The following is a 22,435-nucleotide window of genomic DNA, read 5'->3' on the forward strand; positions in this document are numbered from 1 at the left end:
TCCCTGCACGACTAAGATGCCTAGGCCACAAAGATGTAGCGCAGGATAAAGATAGCCGCCAAAATCCACATGCCGATGCTGGTTTCATTCAGCTTGCCCTGAAAGGCCTTGATCACTGGGTAGGCAATCAGACCCATGGCCAGTCCTTCTGCAATGGAGAAGGATAACGGCATCATGATAATGGTCAAAAACGCCGCGATCGCCGCTGCCGGATCTTCCCAATCGATAAACTTAGCCGCCGACATCATCAGCACCCCGACAATCACCAGAGCTGGGGCCGTTGCGAAGGGGGGAATTCCCTGCAAGAAGGGAATGAAAAAGATAGAGGCGAAAAACAGCGCCGCCGCCACTACAGCGGTAAAGCCACTGCGGCCCCCTTCTGAAATCCCCGAAGCCGACTCGATGTAGGTGGTCACCGTAGAGGTGCCCAACACGGCTCCGGCGGTGGTACCCACAGCGTCAGCCATAAACGCCTTTTCTGCCCCAGGGAAACTGCCATCTTCTTTGATGTAGCCAGCCTTGGCCCCTAACCCAGTCAGGGTACCAATGGTGTCAAACAAATCCACAAACAGGAACACAAATACGATGCTGATCATCTCCCAGAAATTGGTGGCAATCAGCTCCCCCAGGCCCACAAAGGCTTGGCCAAACAAATCAGTGGGGGGCTGAGGTATCCCCATCAACCCACTAGGCCAGGCGGCCACGCCAAAAATCCAAGACAGAATGGCCGTACCCAAGATGCCCCACAGCAGCGCCCCCGTCACTCGCCGAGCAAACAGGGCCGAGGTAATCGCCAACCCCAACAGGGCCATGGCAGCAGAGGGAGCCCGCAGGTCCCCTAGGGTGGTGAAGGTGGCCTCCGAGGGAGCAATGATACCGGCACCCTTTAGGGCAATGTAGGCAATAAACAAACCAATACCCGCTGTGGTAGCGTGCTTCACCGCATCGGGAATGGCCGCCACAATTTTACTGCGCAGGTTGGTCACCGTCATCAAAATGAAGATAATCCCTTCGATGAAGACAGCGGCCAGGGCCACCCGCCAATCAATGCCCAGGCCCAGTACCACCGTAAAAGCAAAGTAGGCGTTAATGCCCATCCCCGGGGCCAGGGCAAAGGGCAGCTTCGCGTACAGCCCCATAATCAGTGTTGCCAGGGCGGCCGATACCCCGGTTGCCACCACCAACTCCCCAAACAGATCCCCTGACTCGGTGAGAAACACCGCCTCCGACAAAATGCCAGGATTCACGATCAAAATGTAGGCCATGGTGACAAACGTGGTCACCCCGGCCAGGGTCTCAGTGCGGAAACTAGTCTTCAGGCCATCGAAATCAAAAAAATCAGCAACCTTGCCCCCAAAACCTTGCTCAGGCGGTGACTGGGGCATTTGTTCAGTCTGTTGGGTCACGGGAGCTCCTGGTAAACGACGCACAAACAACACAGAGCTTAGTTCACGCGATCCCACCGGTTTGGTCTGTTGTAAACGATACAAATGCCCTGATCTTGAAGCACTCTGTTACATCCTTGGGCATTCTAGAGCAATCATCTATAGGTGGAATTGGAGTCGGCCAATGGCAGAACCCATGACCAAAGGAGAGTTGGGTACCAGCGGAGAGGACCTGGTAGCCCAGTGGCTGCTGGCGCAAGGTTGGCAGCCACTGGCGCGACAGTGGCACTGCCGTTGGGGAGAGTTAGACCTGGTGATGGCCTGCGGCCCCGCTGGTAGCAGCGGCCACCTGACCTTTGTGGAGGTGAAAACTCGCAGTCAGGGTAACTGGGATGCCGATGGTCTGATGGCCATTACCCGCAGCAAGCAGGCCAAGCTGTGGAAAGCCGCCCAACTCTACCTGCTAAAGCAACCCCAGTGGGCCGACGCCACCTGTCGCTTCGATGTGGCCCTGGTGGCCTGCCGCCGAGGTGCAATCCCCACCAGCGGCGACCCCAACCGCTACCTAGATTTGGCCGATGGTCGTTACCTGGTGTTGCAGGACTATATTGACTGTGCCTTTGATGTGCCGGGGCGGTAGGGGAGGTGAAGAGGTGAAAAGGTGGGGAGGATGGGGACGGTGGGGAGGTGTCGGGTATCAGGTGTCAGGCATTGGTGACAGGTTAAGGAAAAGAGGCAGAAGTCAAGCCCTTATGGAAAGGCGGTCGAGGGCTTCATCACTCGAAGGTGTTCAGAAAGTCGTGCTCAATCAGGCTAGAACCCTTGATTTCTCGTTCCCAGAACTGGAACTTACACAAAAATCAGATCACTCTCCTGCTTCAGCCACTTCTGGCTGATGGCCTGAATCGTGTAGGTAAGTACATTGCGGCCTTTCTCCTTGTCCTTGTACCGGGGCAGCTTAGGACGACCCAGAAACTTTTCTGGGTGGATGCTCCATTCCTTGATGGCCGCAAAGAATGACCGCCACGACTCATCTAGGCGCATCAAGATTTGCTGGCTCACCTTAGCGGGCAGCGCCTTGTAGTCGGGCGAATCTTTCAGCGCTGCTGCCATGTAGTTGTAGTTCAGGTACTCACGCTGAAAGATGAATCGCTGACGAATCTGGTAGTTGGCGTAATTGAATAGATTCTTGGACCGGAAAGCCAGATCATCGATCTCTGCCCAAAACGGGCTGGTCTTGCGGATAACATGACGGTCAACTAGCTGCATCTTGAAGCTCCTTCACAATCGCTTCTGTTTTGCGTTTTGCCCTGCGCTGACCGTATAGTCGAGCCGCAAAACTGGTCACGATAGCAACCAGGTCTTGCATCAATTCGTCTCGCTGATTGTCGGCTGTATTAACAACTTCTAGCTTCAAACCATTGCGCTCTAACAGTGCTGCAATATAGCGAACCCCAAACCGGGCTAGCCGGTCTGAGTGCTCAACAATTAAGATGTCGTAGCCATCTCGCCTCAGCAATGCGTCTAGCTTTCTGCGCTGGTCATTCAGCCCACTCCCCACCTCCTTCACAACGACAACCGTCTGGTAGCCCTTCGCCGTGGCGTACTGAACCAACCTTTCAGCCTGCGCCTCAAGGTTCTTTTTGTTCTCCGCCGACGAAACCCGCGCATAGATTGCCGCTCGCACACCAGAGTCGGACTCGCCTTCCCTGAGGTGGACGATGATGGTACCCGTACTCAACTGCTCAACACGGTGCGGAATCGCGTTGCGATTCCACACCGTGTTGAGCAGTTTTGTAAGACACCCCAAGATGAGCGGCGTAATCAGAAAGTTTTATGGCACAAGTGTACCATGCTGTCTATATTTGTCTAGGAAATGAATGAAGTTTTGCGATACCCAAAATGCTATCAGGGTTATCAGGTGATAAATGCCCACAAACCTGACAGATGAATGCTCCCAATGCAATAACCGCATTCAGGTGGGTTGTCTCACTTGGTCATATACAATCATGTGTTCAACCTGAACGAACTACTCTTCTACGAGCGCGGCTGAAGTAATATCAACGTCTTTGCCAATGCCCCAGGCCTCTTTCAGAATTTCACGGAAAGTGGTGGTCTGATACAACATGGCCTCTCGCAGCTGAACAAGAAGCGCCTGAGCGTCTGCCTGGGAGAGGTTTTGAACCTGGGTTTCAAAGACCTGAAGCTCAAACTGCTGTTCTAAAGGCAGTTGGTTGCGAATATCCATATGGGGTATTTCCTTTAGCTATCGTAACGTCATACTAATTTAGTGTAACGTTTTATTGAATATATGACATCGAGACCCTTATTTTGTGGTAGCACCTCTGAAGTGTGTTGCTCTAGTCTGGCCTGCTCTGCCGTTCTTCAGCCTTTCACTAGATCTTTAGGCGCTCAAAAGCCTCTCAACCGGGTAGCTTGCATTTTGGTAGCGTTGTAGGCTATTGAGTGACGGGCAGAAAGAGGCTGGCTCACTGGCCCAGGGGAGGGGCTAAATGAACACCTATTCTGTGTTGCCCAAACGAAAGATGACCCTGACCTTGGCCGACCAGGAGCAGGGGGCGATCGCGCTAGATGCCGACGTTTACTATCCCGATGGGGATGGCCCTTTTCCAGTATTACTAATGCGGCAGCCTTATGGGCGGGCGATCGCCTCCACCGTGGTCTATGCCCACCCCAGTTGGTATGCCAGCCATGGGTACATCGTCGCGATTCAGGACGTGCGGGGCCGGGGCACGTCCGGTGGAGAGTTTGATCTGTTTCGCCACGAGGCAGACGACGGCTATGCCACGGTCCTGTGGGCCGCTGACCTGCCCCAGAGCAACGGCCAGGTGGGCATGTACGGCTTTTCTTACCAGGGGATGACCCAGTTATTTGCGGCGGCCAAGCGCCCAGCCCCCCTCAAAACCGTGGCTCCAGCTATGGTGGGCTACGACCTCTACCACGATTGGGCCTACGAAAATGGGGCGCTACTGTTGCAAGCGGGTCTGGGTTGGGCGTTTCAACTGGCGGCAGAAACCGCCCGCCGACAGGGAGACCGTTCGGCCTATCAAGCCCTGTACAACGCTGGCCATACCTTGCCCCTGACTGGGGCGATGCCAGCTCGGCCCCAGGTGCTACAAGAGTTGGCCCCCGACTCTTTTTTCCATGACTGGTTGGAGCACCCCCCGGGAGATGTCTACTGGCGATCGCGCACCCCCGACCTTTCCACCGTGGACCTGCCCATGCTACACATCGGTGGCTGGTTCGATCCTTACCTGCGGGGAGACCTGCGCCTGTACCAGCAGATGGTCCGCCAAACCACGACCCCTCAACACCTATGGATTGGTCCCTGGGGTCACATTCCCTGGAGTCGGCGACTGGGGGCGCTGGACTTTGGCCTCGAAGCCGAGAGCCCGATTGATCGGCTGCAAATTCGCTGGTTTGATCAGGTTCTACAAGAGCGAGATACCGGGCTATTGGCTGAACCACCAGTGCACCTGTTTGTGATCGGCGATAACCAGTGGCAGGCCTTTGAGCGATGGCCCGAAGTGCCCCCCACATCTCTATTTCTGAGCAGTACTGGCCTGGCGGGGATGCACCAGGATGATGGTTGCCTAACCACCGAACCCAATGCTGCAGTCGGCCAGGACGTGATTGTCCACGATCCCTGGCGACCGGTGCCTTCATTGGGGGGCCATAGCGGCCTGCCCCCCGGTCCGTTTGAGCGATGTGCCATCGATGGCCGCAGCGATGTGCTCACCTACACCACCGAACTCCTAACTCAGCCCTGGACCGTGATCGGCATCCCAGTGTTGCAGTTATATGTCGAGGTGGATGCCCCCAGCTTTGACCTCAGTGCCGTGCTCTCTCAGGTGGATACGGCTGATCGGGTGATTAGCTTGACCCAGGGCTATGGGCGGTTCGAGCAGACCGATAAACAGCGGGACCAGCCCCTGAGGCTGCCCCTGCATCCCACCAGCTTTACCCTGCCCGTCGGCCACAGGTTACGGCTGAGCCTGGCCGCCTCTGGGTTTCCGGCATACCCGGTGAACAGCGGCACTGGCCAACCGGTAGGGGATGTCGCCCAGATTGATTACCGGATTGTCACCCTGCGGGTTTGCCACGGCAGAGACTGGCCATCAGGGGTGAGTTTAGGACTACGCTATGCTGCTTAGGGGAACACGCCCAAATAAACTAGTGCAGTGTCAAGTTTTGGATTTAGGGTTAGCAGATGTAGAGATTTGGTGACATCGAGGTCCGAAATCCCCTCCTTTGGAGGCCTGCGCTGTGTAGCCTGCGGCATGGCTTCGCTAGCGCGTAGCGGCCCCGGAGGGGCAACTTGTCGAAGTGGGTAGGGGTGGGTCAAGCAAGCCCGAGGGAACCCACCCCGCCCTCCGGGCACCCCTCCGTGGGAGGGGATGAAAGGTCCTGATGTGTTGAAGCAACCTCCCTGAAGATCAAAGGCTTTTGTAAAGCGCTTACCCTAATGTTTAGTCTTGACGGACCACTAAACACAAGTAGGGCAGAGACATTATTCATGTCTCTGCCCTACCAAGAGGCTACGAGCTTAAGGTTACTCGCTTCAACGCCACCAAGCACTGGACGTGCTTCACTTCAGCGGGCACCCTAGTGGAAAGCCTTCAAGCAACTGAGCCTTTAACGGTAGCGCTTCTTGCGTCGAGCCACAGCTTTGCGCTTGCGCTTCTCTTGGGGCGTCTCGAAGTGGCGACGACGCTTCACTTCTGAAAAAATACCTGCCTTAGAGACCTGACGCTTAAAGCGCCGCAGGGCTGATTCAATGCCTTCGTTTTCACCTACTACGACTTGAGTCATACTGAATCGCTTCTTTCTCCCTTGATAATGTCAGCAATAAAGAACTACAACAACTGTAACCTTCAGGCCTGTTTGGCCTGCCAAAAAGCTTTAGATGTCGCCCCAGGATGTTTTGAGCCACCTCCCATAATCCTAGGCAAATCTGTGCAGACAGCAAAATAGAGGGCAATTTTGCCCACCTACACCGTATAGGCTACCACAAAACCCGTCCTGACACCTAGGCGGCATAAATCTTAGGGCCAATGGCCCTGATCGCATCGGTGCAGACTCCATTGCCCGCCGCCCGAGAGCATAATGGTTGCCCCTGCCCCGTGGGCTCAGCCACATCTCGCCGGAAGACGGTGCCATTATGCCCTCTCAGGGAGCGGGGGAGCGCTTCATCATCTACAGTTTCCAGGGTTTGAATGTTGTAAGTGGTGTAGGTCGTCAGGTCAGGATCGGCAAAATCGATGTCGACGATGGTTAGGCCTTTCCAGGGGGCGCGATCGCCCGCAATCAGTGCCCTAGGACCAGCCCCCAAAATACCGGTGTGTAGCAGTTGCAAGTTACCCCGATGGCCGGGGTAGTAGGCATGCTGATGGCCACTGATGTAGGTGTGAACGTTGTAGCGCTCTAGCATGGCCCGCAGTTGGTCGGGATTGGCCATCACCTCCCCTGGTCTGTCGCGCCCGATGGCGATGCCATAGAGGGGTAAATGGCTGATTAACATGCGGGCTTTGGCTGTTTGGGCGCGATCGCTCGCCAGCGATCGCTCTACCCAGGCCAACTTGTCCTCTGGAATCCGATGGGAGGAGCCATCCCACACCATGAAGAAAATATCACCGTACTCAAAGGTGTAATAGAAGGGAAAGTCGTAGCGATCGATGAAGGTGAGCCCTGGGTCATGGTTGGGATCAGTCCAATAGGCGGTAGCCAGATCGCGATCGAGTTGAAAGGTAAACTGGCCGTTCGCCCCCCGAGCGGCAGAGCCATCGTGGTTACCCATGGTAAACCCGAAAGGCAGTTGCTGCTGCCGCAAAGGAGCCGCCACCTCCCGATCAAACGCAGCCCACATGGCCCGAATTTGGTCAGCGGTGAGGCTGTTTTTTTGCCCAGCCACCATATCGCCGCCGCAAATCACCAAATCAGGCTGCCAGTAGGGCAGCAGGTTAAGGCCTTTGCTCACTTCGGGTTCGTAGTGAGTGGAGCCATAGGCACTATTTAAATCACTAATGATCGCCAGGCGCACATCTTTGCGAGGCGGATTAACCACCCCGTGCGGTGCCGCCGCCGCCAAAATAGCCTGGGTGGCGGCGGGCAATTCAGCCACAGCATCCTCTGCCTGTTGCTGGTCAGATTGCCCAGCGACAGGCTGGGAAACAGCCACCTCCCCAGGTGCCGCCATCGACCCAGCCATTAAGACCTGGTGAGTGCAGGCCAGACAAAGGCTGAGAATTAAACCAAGACCAATGCCAGTCAGAAAACGCTTGGAACCCATGAATGTTTGGAACTAACCACACGCACAAACTTAACCTATGATTTGCCTACTGTGATCAAAATCGAATCAGTGGCTGTGGCTATCGGCTATCCGTCCACCCAAAGATTTGTAATCAAGGCCAGATGCCCCGAGTTGCACTGGTAAACTGTAGTTATCGCTACAGTTTACGAGGAAGTTGTATGGATCGCCAAATTTCCGGCACCCGCCGTCGTCAAGTGATCAAAGAACTGCGCCATCAACTGCGCTATGCCAGTTTAGAAGAGCGGGATGGCATTCGCCAGCAGCTTAACTTTTGGGAGCAACAGCGGTAGTGGTCTGTCAATTCTAAATTTGTAGGTTGGGTGGCGCGCCAGCAGAACCCAACAAGGCTTACTGTTGTTGGGTTCCACTACGTTTCACCCAACCTACGGGGACCCTATTTTTTAGTCTTGACGCTGCACTAGAACGCTGTCCTACAAACGGAGTGTATGGCCAGCCGTAAACCGAAAGCCGTGAACCGTAAACCGTAAGGACTCTGTCCTCCAACTGGAGTTTATGGCCAGCCGTGAACCGTGAACCGTGAACCGTAAACCGAAAGCCGTGAGCTGTAAACCCTGCCAGCTAAGGCAGCCAGGGGTACTGACGGAAATCAGGGGAGCGTTTTTCCAAGAATGCCTGTTTACCCTCGGCTCCTTCTTCGGTCATGTAGTAAAGCAGGGTGGCATTCCCAGCCAGCTCTTGGAGCCCAGCCTGGCCATCGCAGTCGGCGTTAAAGGCGGCCTTGAGGCAGCGAATGGCAATCGGGCTTTTTTGCAAAATTTCTTGGGCCCACTGCACCCCTGTCGCTTCTAGCTGATCCACAGGGACGACACAGTTAACTAAGCCCATATCCAGGGCTTCCTGGGCGCTGTACTGACGACACAGGTACCAAATTTCCCGAGCTTTCTTTTGCCCCACCAGGCGAGCCAGATAGCTGGCCCCAAACCCACCGTCAAAACTGCCGACTTTGGGGCCGGTTTGGCCAAAGATGGCGTTGTCGGCGGCAATGGTCAAGTCGCAGACCACGTGCAACACATGACCGCCACCGATGGCATAGCCCGCCACCAGGGCGATCACCACTTTCGGCATCGAGCGAATCAGCCGTTGCAGGTCCAGGACATTCAGGCGGGGCACACCAGTATCATCCATATACCCCCCCTGGCCTCGTACACTCTGGTCGCCCCCAGAACAAAAGGCATATTTACCGTCGGTGTGGGGACCAGCACCAGTCAGCAGCACCACCCCAATCCGGCTATCCTCACGGGCGTTGGCAAAAGCGTCATAGAGCTCTGCCACGGTTTTGGGCCGAAAGGCATTGCGCTTATGGGGCCGATTGATGGTGATTTTGGCTATACCATCAGCCTTTTGGTAGATGATGTCGTCGTAGGGCTTTACGTCTTGCCAGGCAACCTGCATGGGGCACATGTCCATTGAACAGTGGTTTCTAGCCTCTCATATATTGGGTAGGGGTTGATTTTTTCATGGGCAAGCCGGGGCTGCCTGGCCCACAGGAATGGCGTTGCATAGCGCATGGCTGGAGCACTCTAAAGCTGCTGTAAATGGTGGAGGCTAAACAACTGGTCAGGGTCAGTCCACACCTGGACGGGCTTGAACCCGGCTTCCATGGCTAGCAGCTGAAACTCGTCGATGGTGTACTTGTAGGAGTGCTCCGTGCGCAGGGTTTCCCCGGTTTGGAAGGGAATGGGGATATCTCCTAACTGTACAGTTTGATCCCTGAGGCTGACGATCGCCATTTCAATCCGGCCAGCATCAGGGTTGTAGTGAGCCCGGTAGGTAAACTGGTCTAGATCAAAGTCGGCGTCCAACTCTCGGTTGATGCGTTCCAGCAGGTTAAGGGCAAAGGCGGCGGAGACCCCCTGGGCGTCGTCATAGGCGGGTTCGAGAACCTGGGCAGATTTTTTCAGGTCAACCCCAATCACCAAATCCCCCAGCACCGAGATGGTTTTTAGAAAGGCCACGGCTTCAGCCGGTTCCAGGTTGCCAATGGATGACCCCGGGAAAAAGCCGACGGTGGCTTGGTCCCGGAGTTCTGGAACGCTGTCGATGGGTAAGGGTTGGGTGTAGTCAGCGCAGATGGCGATCGCCCCTAACCCGGCAAAGTCCTGGGTTAGGGCCTGGCAAGCTTCCTGTAGGTGCTGGCGAGAGATATCCACCCCCACATAGGTCGTAATTTGAGGGGCTGCTTGCAGTAAAATCCGCACTTTTTGACTGCTGCCGCTGCCCAGTTCCACCAGGGTGCGGTTTCCTAAGCTAGCGGCGATCGCGGCGGCATGGGTCTGTAAAATGGCCATTTCGCTACGGGTCAGATAATACTCCGGTAAGCCACAGATGGCGTCAAACAACTCAGACCCGCGCTTGTCGTAGAGAAACTTGGGAGAAATCGTCTTTTGCGGTAGGCTTAGCCCTTCCACGACGGCACTGCGAAAATCGTCAATGGGGGGATGAAAATCATATAATTTGACGGGAAAACGCTGGGTCTGAAAACTAGAACTTGCGGGCATAAGAGTACAAACGTAACGGCATACAAATACAATCAGAACGGGCAGAACTGGATCAGTGGATCATCAGCAGCGGCAGCGGCCAAGGAATAGGGTAACCAGTCCCCCTATGCTGGCCTAGGTCGCAGGTCAGGTGGCCAGGCGAATACCGCTGAACTGCCAGCGAGCACTGGGCGGAAAGAAATTACGGTAGGTGGGGCGAATGTGCCCTGGTGGGGTAACACAGGATCCCCCCCTTAGCACCATTTGGCTACACATAAACTTGCCGTTATATTCTCCCACTGCCCCGGCCGCAGGGCGAAATCCCGGATAGGGCAAATAGGCGCTTTGGGTCCATTCCCAGGTGTCGCCATAGAGTTGCTCTAGGGGTTCAATCCCGGCAGCGGGTTGGGGATGCAAGTAGTCAGCTGCCAGTAAATTCCCCTGAGGGGGTACGTCGCGGGTGGCCACTTCCCATTCCGCTTCCGTCGGCAAGCGGCATCCATACCACTGGGCAAAGGCATCGGCCTCAAAGTAACTGAGATGGGTCACGGGTTGATCGATCCCTAGGGGCTGCAAACCAGCCAAGGTCATGATCCACCATTGACCATCCTGCTGTTCCCAGTAAAGGGGGGCTTGCCACCCCTGGTCTTGTATGGTTGCCCAGCCTTCCGCTAGCCAATAACTGGGGGTTTGGTAGCCTCCCGCCTCCATAAACGCTAAATATTCGCCATTGGTGACTAATCGGTTGGCCAGGGCAAAGTCCTGTAGATACACCTGATGGGCTGGACCTTCGTTATCGAAGCTAAACTCATCGGCTGCCAATCCCTCCCCCTGGTGACCGATGGTGTGCAGCCCACCAGAAAATTCCACAAATTTGAGGGGGCCAGGGTTAGCCATAGCCTGGGGTAGATCCTGACGGTAAGCAGGGCGCAGGGGATTTTGAGCCAGATTGTATTTCAAATCTGTCAATAACAGCTCTTGGTGCTGTTGCTCGTGGTGCAGCCCCAGGATGGTTAACGCCGCCACTGGGGACTGATCACCCTGCTGCTGTAGTAGGGCGGCCATCGCCTGATCCACATGGGCACGATACTGGTAAACTTGGTCCACCGTAGGCCGCGATAACAGGCCCCGCTGAGGGCGTGGATGCCGCTCTCCCACCGCCTCGTAATAGGAATTGAACAAATAGTTATAGGTGGGATGAAACGCTTGATAGGCGGGCAGATAAGGCAGCAGCAAAAAGGTTTCAAAGAACCAGGTAGTATGGGCCAAGTGCCACTTGGGCGGACTGACATCGGCCATAGCCTGGATACCGTAGTCTTCGATCGCTAGGGGCTGGCAGAGGGTTTCGCTGAGACTACGCACGGCCTGGTACTGGTCATGCAACTTGGCGGTAGCCGACCGGTCAGCCGGAGGAGAAAGTGTCATGGGGGCTATAACGTGAACTATCTGGGTAACTCTATTATTAAGTAGTGTGGCAGACTTAACAGGGTGGCAGACTTAACCCATGGCTAATTCTGCCGGGTGATCGTCCCGATAAAAACCGTCATTGGGCATAACCCCTCCACCCCCAGTTCGGTTCTACGGAATCAGGTCTGGCCTGTTCCCTGTTACCTTAAGCACATGGGCTAAAGGAAAACCTACGAGTAAATTGGATGATGTGTGACGTTCTATCCCCTCGGGGGAACACTAGACCTATTCACAAATCTGTTTAGCCCAGGCGATCGCATTGTTACTGCTAGCCAAGCGAGGTATCCGTTGTGAGCAACTCTTCCGGCAAAACTCCAGACCTATTCAGCGGGTTTAAAAATGCTGATGGGGCTAACTCTTTGATGCAGTATGTCCATGCCATGAGTCCCGAAACCATCGCCCATCTGTCTAGCCCAGCTTCGGCTGAAGTGCAGCAAATGATGGAACACAACATCATTGGCCTCTTGGGTGGGCTGCCCTCGCAGCACTTTGATGTGGAAATTACTACCAACCGTGAAAACCTGGGGCGCCTCTTAGCCTCTGCGATGATGAGCGGATATTTTCTGCGGGGGGCCGAGCAACGTATGGCCTTCGAGCATTCCCTGATGTCTGTTGAGTCAACTCCTGACTCTGAGTAAGCCCTTAGTTCTGAGTGAGCGCCTACGTTCTGAGTGAGTGATAATCAAACACCGCCCTTCCTGGGGCAAATCATTCCTGAACAGGCGGCCACTGTCAATTGCGATCGCCTGCGGGATGGAGCTGCAAGCTATACCTTCGCGGCTCTCTACCCGCCCGTCTTCTCTCTCGATCCGGCCAAGCCCCTAGAGCCCTGGCCGGATTTTTTAGTGGACAGCCTGCGGTCCAGTCTACTGGCCTGGTATCGGGATCAGGGTCGCCAACTTCCCTGGCGCCACATCGACGACCCCTATGCCATCTGGGTATCAGAAATGATGTTGCAACAGACCCAGGTAAAAACAGTAATCCCTTACTACCAGCGTTGGTTACAGCAGCTCCCGACGGTGGCAGATCTGGCTGCCGCTGATCAACAAACGGTGCTGAAAGCCTGGGAAGGATTGGGCTACTATGCCCGAGCCCGTAACCTGCACCGGGCCGCCCAGCAAATCATGGATCAGCACCAGGGGCAAATTCCCGCCGACTTCGTGGCCATCACCGCCCTACCGGGCATTGGTAAAACTACCGCCGGGGGCATTCTCAGTGCTGCTTTTAACCTGCCTTATGCCATCCTAGACGGCAATGTGAAGCGGGTACTGGCTCGCCTGGTCGCTTTGCCAGTACCCCCCGCTAAAGCGCTCAATCAGCTGTGGCAGATTTCTGAGGGACTACTTGACCGCCAAAACCCTCGCGACTTTAACCAAGCGCTAATGGATTTAGGGGCAACCCTGTGTACCCGTCGTCAGCCAGCCTGCGATCGCTGTCCCTGGCAACGGCACTGCCGGGCCTATAATCTGAATGTTCAGTCGGAGCTGCCCATGTCAGAAACTAAAGGCCCCTTACCCCATAAGCAAATAGGTGTTGCAGTCATTTGGAATGACCAGCAAGAAATTTTGATTGACCGCCGCAAGCAGGAGGGACTGCTGGGGGGGCTCTGGGAATTTCCCGGGGGCAAGATTGAGCCTGAAGAAACCATCGAAGCCTGTATTCGGCGAGAAATTGCTGAAGAACTCGGGATTGAGATTGCCGTGGGCGATCGCCTCTGTACGGTCACCCATGCCTATTCCCATTTCAAAGTCACCCTGAATGTGTACCACTGCACCCACCTCAGGGGCGAGCCGCAGCCGATTGAGTGTGACGAAATTCGCTGGGTCACCCTCGCAACCATTGACGACTATCCCTTTCCCAAAGCCAATAGCCAAATCATCGCCGCCCTCCGAGAACACGGTCAAAGCTAGTCTCGGCGGGCAGAATTTATGACAATCTCTATGCTTGCGATTTGTCGGTGTTTCTACCGTCCCCAGCGGCAAACCCTACCTTGACCTTGGTAGCCTTGGCGATACGGTTGGCCGAGCATTTGCAGGAGATTATGACTTAAGGTCAGAAACTACACCAAGTCCAGCTCGGGATCTGGAGTTTTCCCACAGGCAGAACTCCAGGTCTGGACTTAAATTTGGTTTAGATCAATAAAAAACCGCAAGGGGAGGCGACAAGCGACACACCCTTACGGCTGGAATACACAAACAGGACTGGCTTATTAGTTAATCGCCGTAGATTTTGCGGTAAGGCACAGCAGTGGCGATGTTAATGTCCCCAGTGGATACCCGGGATGGGGCAGCGCCAGAGGCACCAATGCTGCGGGCCATGGATAGGAAGAGGCTGGGGTTGCCTGCCCTGGCCTGCTTGTCTTGGGGCACAAACCGCTTGACCTGAGACTGCCAAACAATTTGAGGGAAGCCCAACTGATTACGATGGTAGGCATCGTAGCGGGGGTTCTTAATATGAATCGGCAGATCGCCCTCAGATTTACCTGGCAGCACCCGACGCCGTTGGTAAGGCACCGTGTTATAGCCAAAGTTAGTGAGGTATTCTTCGCTGTCTAGCAGCTCATCAACAAAGCCCTGGATGCCTTTGTTAACAACAACAATAGACCAGGCAATTTTTTCACGCTCGTTGTAGACCTCACGACCCAGGATTTTCTGGACGCAGTGTTCAACAAACTTGTAGTTGCTGTTCTTTTCGTAGAAGCTGCTGTAAAACGTATACGAAAGGGCCAATCCACGGATGAAGTCACGGACGGTAATTTGACCGTTGCGCAACTGAGATTCCAGGAAGGGTTCGCGGTCCCATTTAAAGGCATGGAAGAACATCTGACGATAGGCCGCCTCGATCAAGGCATCCATGTCGGAGCCGCTGAACAGATCGTCGGTTGAGAAATTTCTGGGCTGGCGATCGCTACCGACGTCAAAGGAAGCGACCCGTTGGTTTTGGCTGGACGGGGTATAACTTAATAACGGAAGAGACACGTTTGAATCTCCAGAATCTTAGGAAAATTTACAAACTTTGGAATGATCATACGGGAATGCCTGCCTGCAACCTGAGCCAGTTAAGGAAATCAACATAGTCCTTAACATTCCCGTAAGAGACTGGCTTGGGCTGGGTTGACTTATGATAGACCGCGATCGCCCCTTTTTCTCTCTGGCATCCTGGCAGGCATCATGTCAGCCAGCTACCATCTCCACCCTTGAGCCCTGGGCCCATGGCATTACCATAAGGAAATCAGGGGCTTGTAACCCCAAGCGAGATGAAAGGAGACGATTGCCCATGGCCATGGCGATGACCAACCAGACCGTGCTAATCACCGGAGCCAGTAGTGGCATTGGGGCCGCCTGTGCGCGGCAGTTAGCCGAGGCTGGAGCACGGTTAATTTTAGCGGCCCGTCGCCAGGATAAGCTCAATGCCCTCATCCAAGCCCTGCCTTCTACTACAGATACATGGCTATTGCCTCTAGATGTCTGCCAGCCGGATATGGTCAAGGCTGCCATTGCTGCTTTACCGGCAGACTGGCAAACCATTGACGGGCTGATTAACAATGCTGGCCTCAGCCGAGGGCTGGATAAGCAATACGAGGCTCCTCTCCAAGATTGGGAAGAGATGATTGATACCAACATTAAGGGCTTGCTATATGTCACCCGGGCGGTAGTTCCAGGGATGGTGCAGCGGGGCCGGGGCCATGTGGTGAACGTGGGGTCCATTGCTGGTCGTCAGACCTATCCAGGGGGCAGTGTGTACTGTGCCACCAAAGCCGCCGTTAAGGCCCTGTCGGAAGGTCTAAAGCTAGATTTACTAGGGACGCCAGTGCGTGTCACCAACATTGAGCCGGGCTTAGTGGAAACGGAGTTTAGTGAGGTGCGCTTTCGGGGCGATCGCCAGCGGGCAAAGTCGGTTTACCAAGGCATGACCCCGCTCACCCCTGACGATGTCGCCGACGCCATTCAGTTTGCCCTGACCCGGCCCCCCCATGTCACCATCAGTGAAATCTTTCTAATGCCCACCGACCAATCGTCCTCGACCCTGGTCCATCGCCGGTCAGATTAGTACAGAAATCGCCTAAGAAGGCAAAAGGCAGAAAGGAAATCTCGCTCTAAACAGCGGTTTGGGCTGACGGAAGTAGGTGAGTCATTTCTGCCGCAGACCACTCGGGTATTGATACGGTCCGTCAAGATCCCAGGGTTCTTAGACGTATTCACCGTGAGTTCCCAGACATCCCTAAGTAGAACCCTGGGATCTGTAGTACCTTCTAGGGCTTCACCTGGGGATACAATAGCGAAGGAGTTTTGCGCTTTATCTGTTATGTCCCTCTCTGTTGGCGACCCTGCCCCTGACTTTAGCCTGCCCGATGCAGACGGAAATACCTATAGCCTGGCGGACCTGAAGGGTCAGCGGGTGGTGCTGTACTTTTACCCCCGAGACAATACCCCGGGTTGCACCAAAGAAGCCTGTGGCTTTCGCGACCACTATACCGCCTACCAAGATAAAGACGTCGTGGTACTAGGGGTTAGCACCGATGATGCCAAATCCCATGGCAAGTTTATTAGCAAGTACAATCTGCCCTTCCCGCTGCTAGTGGACGAGGGGGGAGAGGTGGCCAGTCGCTATGGGGTGTATGGCCTGAAAAAGTTTATGGGTAAAGAATATATGGGGATTACCCGCAGTACCTTTATTATTGGTGCTGACGGCACCCTGGAGAAAATCTACGCCAAAGTTAAGGCCGAGACCCACGCTGAAACGGTACTAGCGGATCTGGACACCCTATAATTGCCCCTAGCTTTTATGGCCTACTTTAAAAATGCCCTGGGTACTCTGCTGGGGCTATTGCTGCGGCGTCCGATTCTGGGTACCTGTGTGATTCCGATTCTGCCCGATGGCACCTTGGTGCTGGTGTTGCGCCGCGACAATAACCGTTGGAGCTTACCCGGCGGGATTGTGGACTGGGGAGAAACGGTTACCACAGCCGCAGCCCGAGAGTTAAAGGAAGAAGCTGGAGTAGACCTAGTGGCGGTGGAGCGCCTAGTGGGGCTTTACTCTCAGGTGGGGCGCGACCCCCGGTTTCACTCGGTGTGTGTGGCAATGGCGGTACGGGTGCAGGGTACACCGTATGCGGCCGACCCCAAGGAAATTTTGGATGCCCGGGTCTTTTCGGTGGACGCCCTGCCCTGGGATAATTTGTCCCATGACCACGGGCAGCATTTACAGGATTACCTGGCCGGTAAGACTGTCTTGAACTAACACCCTGTGCCCCGCCCCATCCCTTACCCTTTCCTCCAGACCTGATGCCTCGCCCCTCTGCCCGCCCTGTTCGCACTAGCCGTCTGAAGCTACCTTTAGGCACGATATTTTGGCATGAGGTTGGTCAGGGGCAGCCAGTGGTCTTGCTCCACGGCACTTGGGCTGACAGTACCCAGTGGTTGCCTGGGATTCACCATCTGGCGGCCAACTATCACTGTGTCGCCCCAGACCTACTGGGGTTCGGGGAGTCGTCTGCGGCTAGTGTTCCCTACGCGATCGCGGTGGAAGTCGAGAGTTTGCATGGTCTACTCACCGCCCTGCGTCTGGGGCGGTGCCTACTGGTGGGGCACTCCTTAGGAGCTTGGGTGGCGGTGCAGTACGCCCTGGGGTATCCCGATCAGGTGCAGGGGTTAGTGATTTTAGAGCCAGAAGGGGTGGTGCCAGTTGGGGGGCAAGGACGGTGGCGGTGCGATCGCGCCCTAACATCCCCTCTATCTCCACTCAACTGGGGAATTCGGGGGGTCGGCGGGCTACACTATCCCCGGCTCAAAGCCTTACGCCAGCGGCAACGGCAGTGGGATCGGGCTCCTGCTGCCCGTCGATTGCTGTTCCAGCGTCGCTCGGCTGAACTGCGATCAGAGTTGGTGCAAGATCAGTTGGCTGACCTCCAAAGCCCAGTGGTGGTCCTAGACCCTGGCCACGATCAAGATATGGCCCCCCAGCGCACCCAAGCCTTCTTAAAGGCGGCCCCCCAGGCCTACCACCAACCAAGGGCAGAAAATACTCTACCGGAAGCGATCGCTGCTGGTTTACACAGGCTGACCAAAGAGAGCAGCCCCTAGAGAGCATACGCAACGGTAATCCCCCTATCTCTCTCCAGGGCTAGAGAGCTGACTCATCCCATTGATGGGTTCTAAGCCTGATCTGACTCTTCATAATCAGCATAGGCTAATTTGCTAGTCAGCACTCTCCCTTATCGGTGGGGCTGTCAGCCAGATGGCCCGTTACCTTTTCATCCCTCAAGGAGAGTCTGATGCTGCGTTACGCTTTGATTTTTTTAGTAATCGCCCTGATTGCGGCGTTCTTTGGCTTTAGTGGCGTTGCTGCTGGGGCTGCTGGCATTGCCCAGATTCTGTTCTATGTCTTCTTAGCGATTTTTGTTATATCGCTGATTATGAACTTCCTGCGTGGTGCGGCATAGGTGAGTTGTTGATGCTGTCGAGTCCTAGAACTCGGCGGCATCAGTTGGCCCACCATCCCTGATACCTGTCCCCTAGGGCCTGACCCTTTCAGCAACGGTGGCCCTAGTGCTGTTAGGCAGTACTCGTGGTTATTCTAGGGCCTAAAGTCATCCCTTTGCTGGCTGTCGTGATTGTCAGTTCGGTAGCGGGGATCACGCCAGGCGCTGCCCACACCCCGTAGGATGCCGCGACCGACCAGGCCAATGCCCCGGCCAATCACATCGGTTAACACATACACCAGGCCACTGCCCACGAAGGATACAGCGGCCCGAAACCGAGGGGCGATCGCGTCTCGGGCCTCCACCACTAGGGTTACCGTCCGTTGTAACCCCGACAATTGATCCAGTTCGTCACGGCGGGGAGCATAGATGGTTTGGGTGTAGATCCCCCGATTGGTGAACCCAAACAGCCGATATTGGCTTTCAAAAATAGATCTAGGTTCACCAATCAAGCCCTCCCAGCGGTAGCGCCAGGAAAGATCATTGCGGAACCGTTCAATCTCCCGACTGGTGATCATGCGACGCTGGTAGAGACTTTTTTTCAGCAGTTCCACATCAGCAAAACAATTCAGCATCGGCTGAACCACGCCATTGGCCAGTTGAATTAACAAATGCTCCACCAAGGCTTGGCTGCGCTGCAGGGCTTCGGGGGTAGAGGCCACATAGGGACTGCCGTCCACTATGATCGATTCTTTAAATAGCAGATGTCCCAACACCATGGGCACAAGGGGAATCTGATCAAGAATAGCGGCCTGCACCACCTCCACCTCTGCCAGTAGGGTCGGCACCACTGACTGCTCCGCCTGATTGATTTGGAGGGTGTAGTAGCGGCCAAAAAAATCGGTGATGGCCGCTTCCCAAACATCCCGCAATATCACTGGGCTTTTGTCTGCCAGTTGGCCGGGGGGAACCGCCGCTCGTCGTAGGTCATCCAGGGCGTCTTCAAATTTACGCAGGGTTAGATAAAGCAGCTCACGTTTTTTCTCGTCTCGCAAAATATCAATCTCAAGCGGTACCGAACTGAGGTTAGTCAACGGCCCTTGCAGTTTGCGAAACACCCGCTCAAAGATGATGCTGGCCAGGTCTCCCTGCCGCAGTGCCAGTTGGGTTTGGCTGGTTACGGTCAAAGCCCGGTGGCCTGGGCTTGGGGCGTTGGCTAGGGCGGCGTCACCCGAGGGGGCGATTGCTCGGCTGTCTGACCCTGGGGCGTCAGCCGCTTGCCCGCCCTCAATCTGCGCTTCCCAGGACGGCTGGGTGCGCCAGCGGGGATCGGTGGGCTGCCACTGGTCTGAGAAACCGGGAGTCGCCAACAGGCGACGCATTAACCAGCGGGCGGCCTTTAGCTCTCGGTAGCGCCCCGCCAGTACCGCCTGGGTGAAAGGGGACGTCGGTTGCTGCTGAAGTTCGGCGGTGATGGCGGCCATGGTCGCTTCAATTTGCTGCACCGACGACAGCCGCATGCTAATGCGTAAGGCGGTGAACGGCCCTGGAATTGATCCTGATGCAGGCTCCTGCCGGGCTCCACTGTAGTTGCGGCCTGCTATGGTTCCGATCGCAGGGGAGGACACAGCATCGCCAGTGGCGGCTCGCCCCAGCTGCTGAATTAATCGCCCCAGATCGCGCACCGGCAGACTGCGGGGGGCAAAACTATCAGCCCCCATCTGGCGGGCGGCGGCCTCTAGCACGGGCTCGGTTTGCACACTCAGCACCAGCACCGGCAGGGTGGGGTATTGGGCTTTAATCTCGGCACAAAGCTGTAAGCCGGGCAATTGCTGAGGGTCGCCAGCCCCCAGTCCTAGGTCCAAAATCACCAGATCCAGATCGGCCACCGTGGCGGCTGGGGCCGGTGGGTTCTCCATGGCGTCAGTCCAAGGATCGTCGCTTACCTGGGTGGCCCGACTCTGGAGCACCGCCAAGGCTTCGCTGGGCTGGCTGGCTTCCGCCACCACCTGGCAGTTGGCCGATTGCTCTAGCCAAATGCGTAACCCCAGCCGAAACACGGGGTCGTCGTCTACGAGCATCAGACGCAAAGCAGCAACTGTCATTCTGATTCTGAGGCGTTGGCATTGCCACTGGCCGGGGTGGTGCGACCTTCGGCCTCCCAAATGGACCAAATATAGGCCCGTTCAGCCTGCCAAAGGGCGATCGCGCGCCGGGCTTCACTGTGCAGGGCACGACCAGGCGCAATCTGGGACGCCAGGTTAATGGCTGCTGTTAGACTACCAGCATAGGCTAGATTTTTAGCCTCATCCAAAATCGGTTGGTCTTCGGCCACCTGGATAGTCGTAGTCCAGTCGGCGATTAACCCCTGGGCGCGACTGTGTAGGGCGCGACCCGGGGCAATGTCCCGGGCAGTGGCGATCGCCTCTCGCAGTTCCCCCTGATCCGCTAGAGCAACCGCCGCATCTAGGATGGGCCTGTCTTCAATCACTTGAATTTCACTGCGCCATTCAGCTACCAGGGTTTGGGCTTCAATCCGCAGGGCACGCCCAAGCTCAACTTCTTCCGCCTGGGCGATCGCCGCTTCCAGAGCTGGAATTGTACCAGACCGAGCCAGAGCCCTAGCCCGCCTCAACGTCGGTCGGTCTTCAATCCGCTCAATGTTACCGCGCCATTCGGCAATCAGCGTTTGGCCCTGGAGCCGTCGGGGGCGATCCAGTTCCACCTGTTCCGCCTGGTGTATAGCCCATTGATAGGTAAACCGCTGCCCCAAACTAGCCACCATCGCCCCAAACTGGAGCCGCCGCAGGTCAGCCAACTGCTGTCGCCAGGAGGCTAACCCAGGAATCGCCTTGGCTGGGTTAGCTTGGCCCCGTTGCTCGGCTGCCCCGATCGCCTCCATTAACTGCACCATAGCGCCGTACTGAGGTCTGAGCCCGGCATGTTCCGTATGGGCCGCCTGGGCCAGATGCTGAGCCCAACTGAGGGAGAGTAAGTCTTGGGCCGCACCAGACCAGTTAGACCCGGGGGGTACCACGCTGACCAGGGCGATCGCGGCGTCTTGCTCTCCCTCGTCCCACATTTGCAGACCAATGTCCACCAATGTTTGGCTCCACTGATCGACCTGTTGCTCAGCGGTCAGCCAGACCTGACTGCGTAAATCTAGGGTACGGGCTAAGGCGATCGCCTGGTGCAACTCCTCTGGCTGACCTGACGCCGCCAGTGATTCAGCGGTTTGCAATTTTTCCCAGGCCCGCTGTTCCACCTGCATTTGCCGCTGCCAATGGAGATGGCGCGTATTGGCCCAGTAGTCACTTTTAATCGTCTGCAATTGCTGTAAGTGATCCCGGGCTAGATCCCAATGTTGCGTGGCTAGGGCGGCCTTAAGCTCCGCCTCGATAGCCTCACCCTGGGACCAGTCTTCCCGCCATTCGTAAATCACCGCCTGAGCTGGTTTGCGCAGCGGCGTGTGCAGTGGAATCTCCCCTGCTAGCTGCACTGCATCCTCTAACTTACCGGCCTGGGCCCAGCGATTCGCCAGCACCAAAAGCTGCTCTGAGGAGTCCTTTAGAATCTCTTGGGCGTCATCGTAACTGGCGTGGGTTTTGGGCCAGTTGGCCGTTAGCAACATCGATTGCACCAGGCTATTGGGATCTCCACTGCGGGCCTGGGTCTCAGCGCAGTAGAGCAAATCCCGGGCTGAATGAAAGGGGGTAATTTGCTCACAGTCGGGTAGGGGTGGAATGCGAGTCAACCATAGCAAGGCCCAACCAGAAAAGATACCAGAACCGGTCAGCAGCAGCACCCACAGCCCCAACCAGACCCATTCCCACGGATTAAACTGGCGTCGCGGCCCCACCGGGGCAGACTGCCGTGACCTGATACTAGAGTTTGCCGGTGTAGACGCCATAGAATAGTCGTATAGAGCCTCAACGCCCCCAGGGGAGATGCTGACACATTGTAGAAGCAATCAACCAACTTGGACTCAGATTCTTATGTATTGCCCACAAAATCTCAGCTCCTCTGCCCGTCACTTCCCCAGGCTGCTCCTTGGCCTAGGGGGATGGGGACTGGCGTTAGCGATCGGGGTAGCCCAGGCTGCCGATACAGCTCAACTGCGACAATTACTGATCAGCCGCAGTTGCATCGCCTGCGATTTGAGCCAAGCCGTGCTGGCTGGGGCACAACTTGATGACGCCGATCTGACCAGGGCCAACCTCAGTCACTCCCGGTTCGCTCATTTTTGAGTGAGGTCGGCCAATTAGGTTAGATTTGGGCTATGGAAACTCCTCTAACCGTTATCACAGAACGGGTTGACGATATTCCCCTGCTG

At 55.9% G+C, this 22,435-nt stretch carries 23 protein-coding genes and 1 pseudogene; 12 read left to right on the plus strand and 12 right to left on the minus strand.

Features of this window, described 5'->3' with window-relative positions; genetic code table 11:
- Nucleotides 1-20 precede the first annotated feature (20 nt).
- A complete protein-coding gene (locus E1H13_RS12080; RefSeq protein WP_169613689.1) occupies nucleotides 21-1,385 on the minus strand; it encodes an NCS2 family permease in 1,365 nt (454 codons plus the stop codon).
- Nucleotides 1,386-1,569: 184 nt separating this feature from the next.
- Here E1H13_RS12080 and E1H13_RS12085 point away from each other — a divergent pair, with 184 nt between their 5' ends.
- Nucleotides 1,570-2,025, plus strand: a complete 456-nt coding sequence (locus tag E1H13_RS12085) for a YraN family protein (protein ID WP_240966600.1) — start codon at nucleotides 1,570-1,572, stop codon at nucleotides 2,023-2,025.
- A gap of 209 nt (nucleotides 2,026-2,234) precedes the next feature.
- Here E1H13_RS12085 and E1H13_RS12090 read toward each other — a convergent pair whose 3' ends face one another.
- From E1H13_RS12090 to E1H13_RS12100, 3 genes and pseudogenes are all read right to left on the minus strand, one after another.
- On the minus strand, nucleotides 2,235-2,654 hold the full coding sequence (locus tag E1H13_RS12090; protein ID WP_169613670.1) for a transposase: 420 nt from the start codon (nucleotides 2,652-2,654) through the stop codon (nucleotides 2,235-2,237).
- Nucleotides 2,641-3,223, minus strand: a pseudogene (locus tag E1H13_RS12095) (IS607 family transposase). The gene E1H13_RS12090 and the pseudogene E1H13_RS12095 overlap by 14 nt, the downstream one beginning before the upstream one ends.
- Before the next feature lie 191 nt (nucleotides 3,224-3,414).
- The gene (locus tag E1H13_RS12100; protein ID WP_169613671.1) at nucleotides 3,415-3,633 is read right to left on the minus strand and encodes an NblA/ycf18 family protein; all 219 of its coding nucleotides are present in this window, start codon (nucleotides 3,631-3,633) and stop codon (nucleotides 3,415-3,417) included.
- A 298-nt stretch (nucleotides 3,634-3,931) separates the two neighbouring features.
- Between E1H13_RS12100 and E1H13_RS12105 the strand changes: the two genes are divergently transcribed.
- Nucleotides 3,932-5,560 (plus strand): CocE/NonD family hydrolase, encoded by a 1,629-nt coding sequence (locus tag E1H13_RS12105; RefSeq protein WP_278002510.1) that lies wholly within the window; start codon nucleotides 3,932-3,934, stop codon nucleotides 5,558-5,560.
- Nucleotides 5,561-6,041: 481 nt separating this feature from the next.
- Here the strand turns inward: E1H13_RS12105 and rpsU are convergent, their stop codons facing one another.
- Nucleotides 6,042-6,218, minus strand: coding sequence for a 30S ribosomal protein S21 (gene rpsU, locus E1H13_RS12110; protein WP_035985692.1), 177 nt, complete (start codon nucleotides 6,216-6,218; stop codon nucleotides 6,042-6,044).
- A 217-nt stretch (nucleotides 6,219-6,435) separates the two neighbouring features.
- On the minus strand, nucleotides 6,436-7,695 hold the full coding sequence (locus E1H13_RS12115; RefSeq protein WP_169613672.1) for a metallophosphoesterase: 1,260 nt from the start codon (nucleotides 7,693-7,695) through the stop codon (nucleotides 6,436-6,438).
- 179 nt (nucleotides 7,696-7,874) lie between these two features.
- Between E1H13_RS12115 and E1H13_RS27675 the strand changes: the two genes are divergently transcribed.
- Nucleotides 7,875-8,006, plus strand: a complete 132-nt coding sequence (locus E1H13_RS27675; protein ID WP_256378517.1) for a hypothetical protein — start codon at nucleotides 7,875-7,877, stop codon at nucleotides 8,004-8,006.
- 289 nt (nucleotides 8,007-8,295) lie between these two features.
- On the opposite strand, the gene menB is transcribed toward E1H13_RS27675, so the two are convergent.
- From menB to egtB, 3 genes are all read right to left on the minus strand, one after another.
- Complete coding sequence (gene menB, locus E1H13_RS12120; RefSeq protein ID WP_169613673.1) at nucleotides 8,296-9,129, minus strand: 1,4-dihydroxy-2-naphthoyl-CoA synthase; 834 nt, start codon at nucleotides 9,127-9,129, stop codon at nucleotides 8,296-8,298.
- A gap of 128 nt (nucleotides 9,130-9,257) precedes the next feature.
- The gene (gene egtD / locus E1H13_RS12125; RefSeq protein ID WP_169613674.1) at nucleotides 9,258-10,235 is read right to left on the minus strand and encodes an L-histidine N(alpha)-methyltransferase; all 978 of its coding nucleotides are present in this window, start codon (nucleotides 10,233-10,235) and stop codon (nucleotides 9,258-9,260) included.
- A gap of 126 nt (nucleotides 10,236-10,361) precedes the next feature.
- A complete protein-coding gene (gene egtB, locus E1H13_RS12130; RefSeq protein WP_169613675.1) occupies nucleotides 10,362-11,639 on the minus strand; it encodes an ergothioneine biosynthesis protein EgtB in 1,278 nt (425 codons plus the stop codon).
- Between the two features lie 332 nt (nucleotides 11,640-11,971).
- Here egtB and E1H13_RS12135 point away from each other — a divergent pair, with 332 nt between their 5' ends.
- The 3 genes from E1H13_RS12135 (at nucleotide 11,972) to E1H13_RS27950 (ending at nucleotide 13,731) form a co-directional block, all read left to right on the plus strand.
- Nucleotides 11,972-12,319 (plus strand): DUF760 domain-containing protein, encoded by a 348-nt coding sequence (locus tag E1H13_RS12135; protein ID WP_169613676.1) that lies wholly within the window; start codon nucleotides 11,972-11,974, stop codon nucleotides 12,317-12,319.
- 207 nt (nucleotides 12,320-12,526) lie between these two features.
- Nucleotides 12,527-13,591, plus strand: coding sequence for an A/G-specific adenine glycosylase (mutY, locus tag E1H13_RS12140; protein WP_347404151.1), 1,065 nt, complete (start codon nucleotides 12,527-12,529; stop codon nucleotides 13,589-13,591).
- Between the two features lie 14 nt (nucleotides 13,592-13,605).
- Nucleotides 13,606-13,731 carry a GMC oxidoreductase gene (locus E1H13_RS27950; protein WP_347404152.1) on the plus strand — a complete coding sequence of 42 codons (126 nt, stop codon included), beginning with the start codon at nucleotides 13,606-13,608 and terminating at the stop codon, nucleotides 13,729-13,731.
- A 163-nt stretch (nucleotides 13,732-13,894) separates the two neighbouring features.
- Here E1H13_RS27950 and E1H13_RS12145 read toward each other — a convergent pair whose 3' ends face one another.
- Nucleotides 13,895-14,659: a phycobilisome rod-core linker polypeptide gene (locus E1H13_RS12145; protein ID WP_169613677.1), complete on the minus strand. Its 765-nt coding sequence runs from the start codon at nucleotides 14,657-14,659 to the stop codon at nucleotides 13,895-13,897.
- A 298-nt stretch (nucleotides 14,660-14,957) separates the two neighbouring features.
- Between E1H13_RS12145 and E1H13_RS12150 the strand changes: the two genes are divergently transcribed.
- From E1H13_RS12150 to E1H13_RS12170, 5 genes are all read left to right on the plus strand, one after another.
- Complete coding sequence (locus E1H13_RS12150; RefSeq protein ID WP_169613678.1) at nucleotides 14,958-15,731, plus strand: SDR family oxidoreductase; 774 nt, start codon at nucleotides 14,958-14,960, stop codon at nucleotides 15,729-15,731.
- Between the two features lie 255 nt (nucleotides 15,732-15,986).
- The gene (gene bcp, locus E1H13_RS12155; protein ID WP_169613679.1) at nucleotides 15,987-16,451 is read left to right on the plus strand and encodes a thioredoxin-dependent thiol peroxidase; all 465 of its coding nucleotides are present in this window, start codon (nucleotides 15,987-15,989) and stop codon (nucleotides 16,449-16,451) included.
- A gap of 15 nt (nucleotides 16,452-16,466) precedes the next feature.
- Nucleotides 16,467-16,922 (plus strand): NUDIX hydrolase, encoded by a 456-nt coding sequence (locus E1H13_RS12160; RefSeq protein WP_169613680.1) that lies wholly within the window; start codon nucleotides 16,467-16,469, stop codon nucleotides 16,920-16,922.
- A 44-nt stretch (nucleotides 16,923-16,966) separates the two neighbouring features.
- Nucleotides 16,967-17,764, plus strand: a complete 798-nt coding sequence (locus tag E1H13_RS12165) for an alpha/beta hydrolase (protein ID WP_169613681.1) — start codon at nucleotides 16,967-16,969, stop codon at nucleotides 17,762-17,764.
- Between the two features lie 191 nt (nucleotides 17,765-17,955).
- Nucleotides 17,956-18,123 carry a DUF1328 domain-containing protein gene (locus tag E1H13_RS12170; RefSeq protein ID WP_169613682.1) on the plus strand — a complete coding sequence of 56 codons (168 nt, stop codon included), beginning with the start codon at nucleotides 17,956-17,958 and terminating at the stop codon, nucleotides 18,121-18,123.
- 134 nt (nucleotides 18,124-18,257) lie between these two features.
- On the opposite strand, the gene E1H13_RS12175 is transcribed toward E1H13_RS12170, so the two are convergent.
- Both E1H13_RS12175 and E1H13_RS12180 read right to left on the minus strand, forming a co-directional pair.
- A complete protein-coding gene (locus tag E1H13_RS12175; protein WP_169613683.1) occupies nucleotides 18,258-20,207 on the minus strand; it encodes a DUF3685 domain-containing protein in 1,950 nt (649 codons plus the stop codon).
- Nucleotides 20,204-21,961 (minus strand): hypothetical protein, encoded by a 1,758-nt coding sequence (locus E1H13_RS12180; protein WP_169613684.1) that lies wholly within the window; start codon nucleotides 21,959-21,961, stop codon nucleotides 20,204-20,206. Before E1H13_RS12180 ends, E1H13_RS12175 begins: the two co-directional genes overlap by 4 nt.
- Nucleotides 21,962-22,097: 136 nt before the next feature.
- On the opposite strand from E1H13_RS12180, the gene E1H13_RS12185 reads away from it, so the two are divergent.
- Nucleotides 22,098-22,349 carry a pentapeptide repeat-containing protein gene (locus tag E1H13_RS12185; RefSeq protein WP_169613685.1) on the plus strand — a complete coding sequence of 84 codons (252 nt, stop codon included), beginning with the start codon at nucleotides 22,098-22,100 and terminating at the stop codon, nucleotides 22,347-22,349.
- Nucleotides 22,350-22,435 lie beyond the last annotated feature (86 nt).

Origin of the sequence: Nodosilinea sp. P-1105, assembly GCF_012911975.1 — a bacterium.
GTDB lineage: Bacteria > Cyanobacteriota > Cyanobacteriia > Phormidesmidales > Phormidesmidaceae > Nodosilinea.

Bases quoted from the DNA above. Each gene is read 5' to 3' on its own strand.
- E1H13_RS12080 (WP_169613689.1), bottom strand. From the start codon at position 1,385: ATGCCCCAGTCACCGCCTGAGCAAGGTTTTGGGGGCAAGGTTGCTGAT.
- E1H13_RS12085 (WP_240966600.1), top strand. From the start codon at position 1,570: ATGGCAGAACCCATGACCAAAGGAGAGTTGGGTACCAGCGGAGAGGAC.
- E1H13_RS12090 (WP_169613670.1), bottom strand. From the start codon at position 2,654: ATGCAGCTAGTTGACCGTCATGTTATCCGCAAGACCAGCCCGTTTTGG.
- E1H13_RS12100 (WP_169613671.1), bottom strand. From the start codon at position 3,633: ATGGATATTCGCAACCAACTGCCTTTAGAACAGCAGTTTGAGCTTCAG.
- E1H13_RS12105 (WP_278002510.1), top strand. From the start codon at position 3,932: ATGACCCTGACCTTGGCCGACCAGGAGCAGGGGGCGATCGCGCTAGAT.
- rpsU (WP_035985692.1), bottom strand. From the start codon at position 6,218: ATGACTCAAGTCGTAGTAGGTGAAAACGAAGGCATTGAATCAGCCCTG.
- E1H13_RS12115 (WP_169613672.1), bottom strand. From the start codon at position 7,695: ATGGGTTCCAAGCGTTTTCTGACTGGCATTGGTCTTGGTTTAATTCTC.
- E1H13_RS27675 (WP_256378517.1), top strand. From the start codon at position 7,875: ATGGATCGCCAAATTTCCGGCACCCGCCGTCGTCAAGTGATCAAAGAA.
- menB (WP_169613673.1), bottom strand. From the start codon at position 9,129: ATGCAGGTTGCCTGGCAAGACGTAAAGCCCTACGACGACATCATCTAC.
- egtD (WP_169613674.1), bottom strand. From the start codon at position 10,235: ATGCCCGCAAGTTCTAGTTTTCAGACCCAGCGTTTTCCCGTCAAATTA.
- egtB (WP_169613675.1), bottom strand. From the start codon at position 11,639: ATGACACTTTCTCCTCCGGCTGACCGGTCGGCTACCGCCAAGTTGCAT.
- E1H13_RS12150 (WP_169613678.1), top strand. From the start codon at position 14,958: ATGGCCATGGCGATGACCAACCAGACCGTGCTAATCACCGGAGCCAGT.
- bcp (WP_169613679.1), top strand. From the start codon at position 15,987: ATGTCCCTCTCTGTTGGCGACCCTGCCCCTGACTTTAGCCTGCCCGAT.
- E1H13_RS12160 (WP_169613680.1), top strand. From the start codon at position 16,467: ATGGCCTACTTTAAAAATGCCCTGGGTACTCTGCTGGGGCTATTGCTG.
- E1H13_RS12165 (WP_169613681.1), top strand. From the start codon at position 16,967: ATGCCTCGCCCCTCTGCCCGCCCTGTTCGCACTAGCCGTCTGAAGCTA.
- E1H13_RS12170 (WP_169613682.1), top strand. From the start codon at position 17,956: ATGCTGCGTTACGCTTTGATTTTTTTAGTAATCGCCCTGATTGCGGCG.
- E1H13_RS12175 (WP_169613683.1), bottom strand. From the start codon at position 20,207: ATGACAGTTGCTGCTTTGCGTCTGATGCTCGTAGACGACGACCCCGTG.
- E1H13_RS12185 (WP_169613685.1), top strand. From the start codon at position 22,098: ATGTATTGCCCACAAAATCTCAGCTCCTCTGCCCGTCACTTCCCCAGG.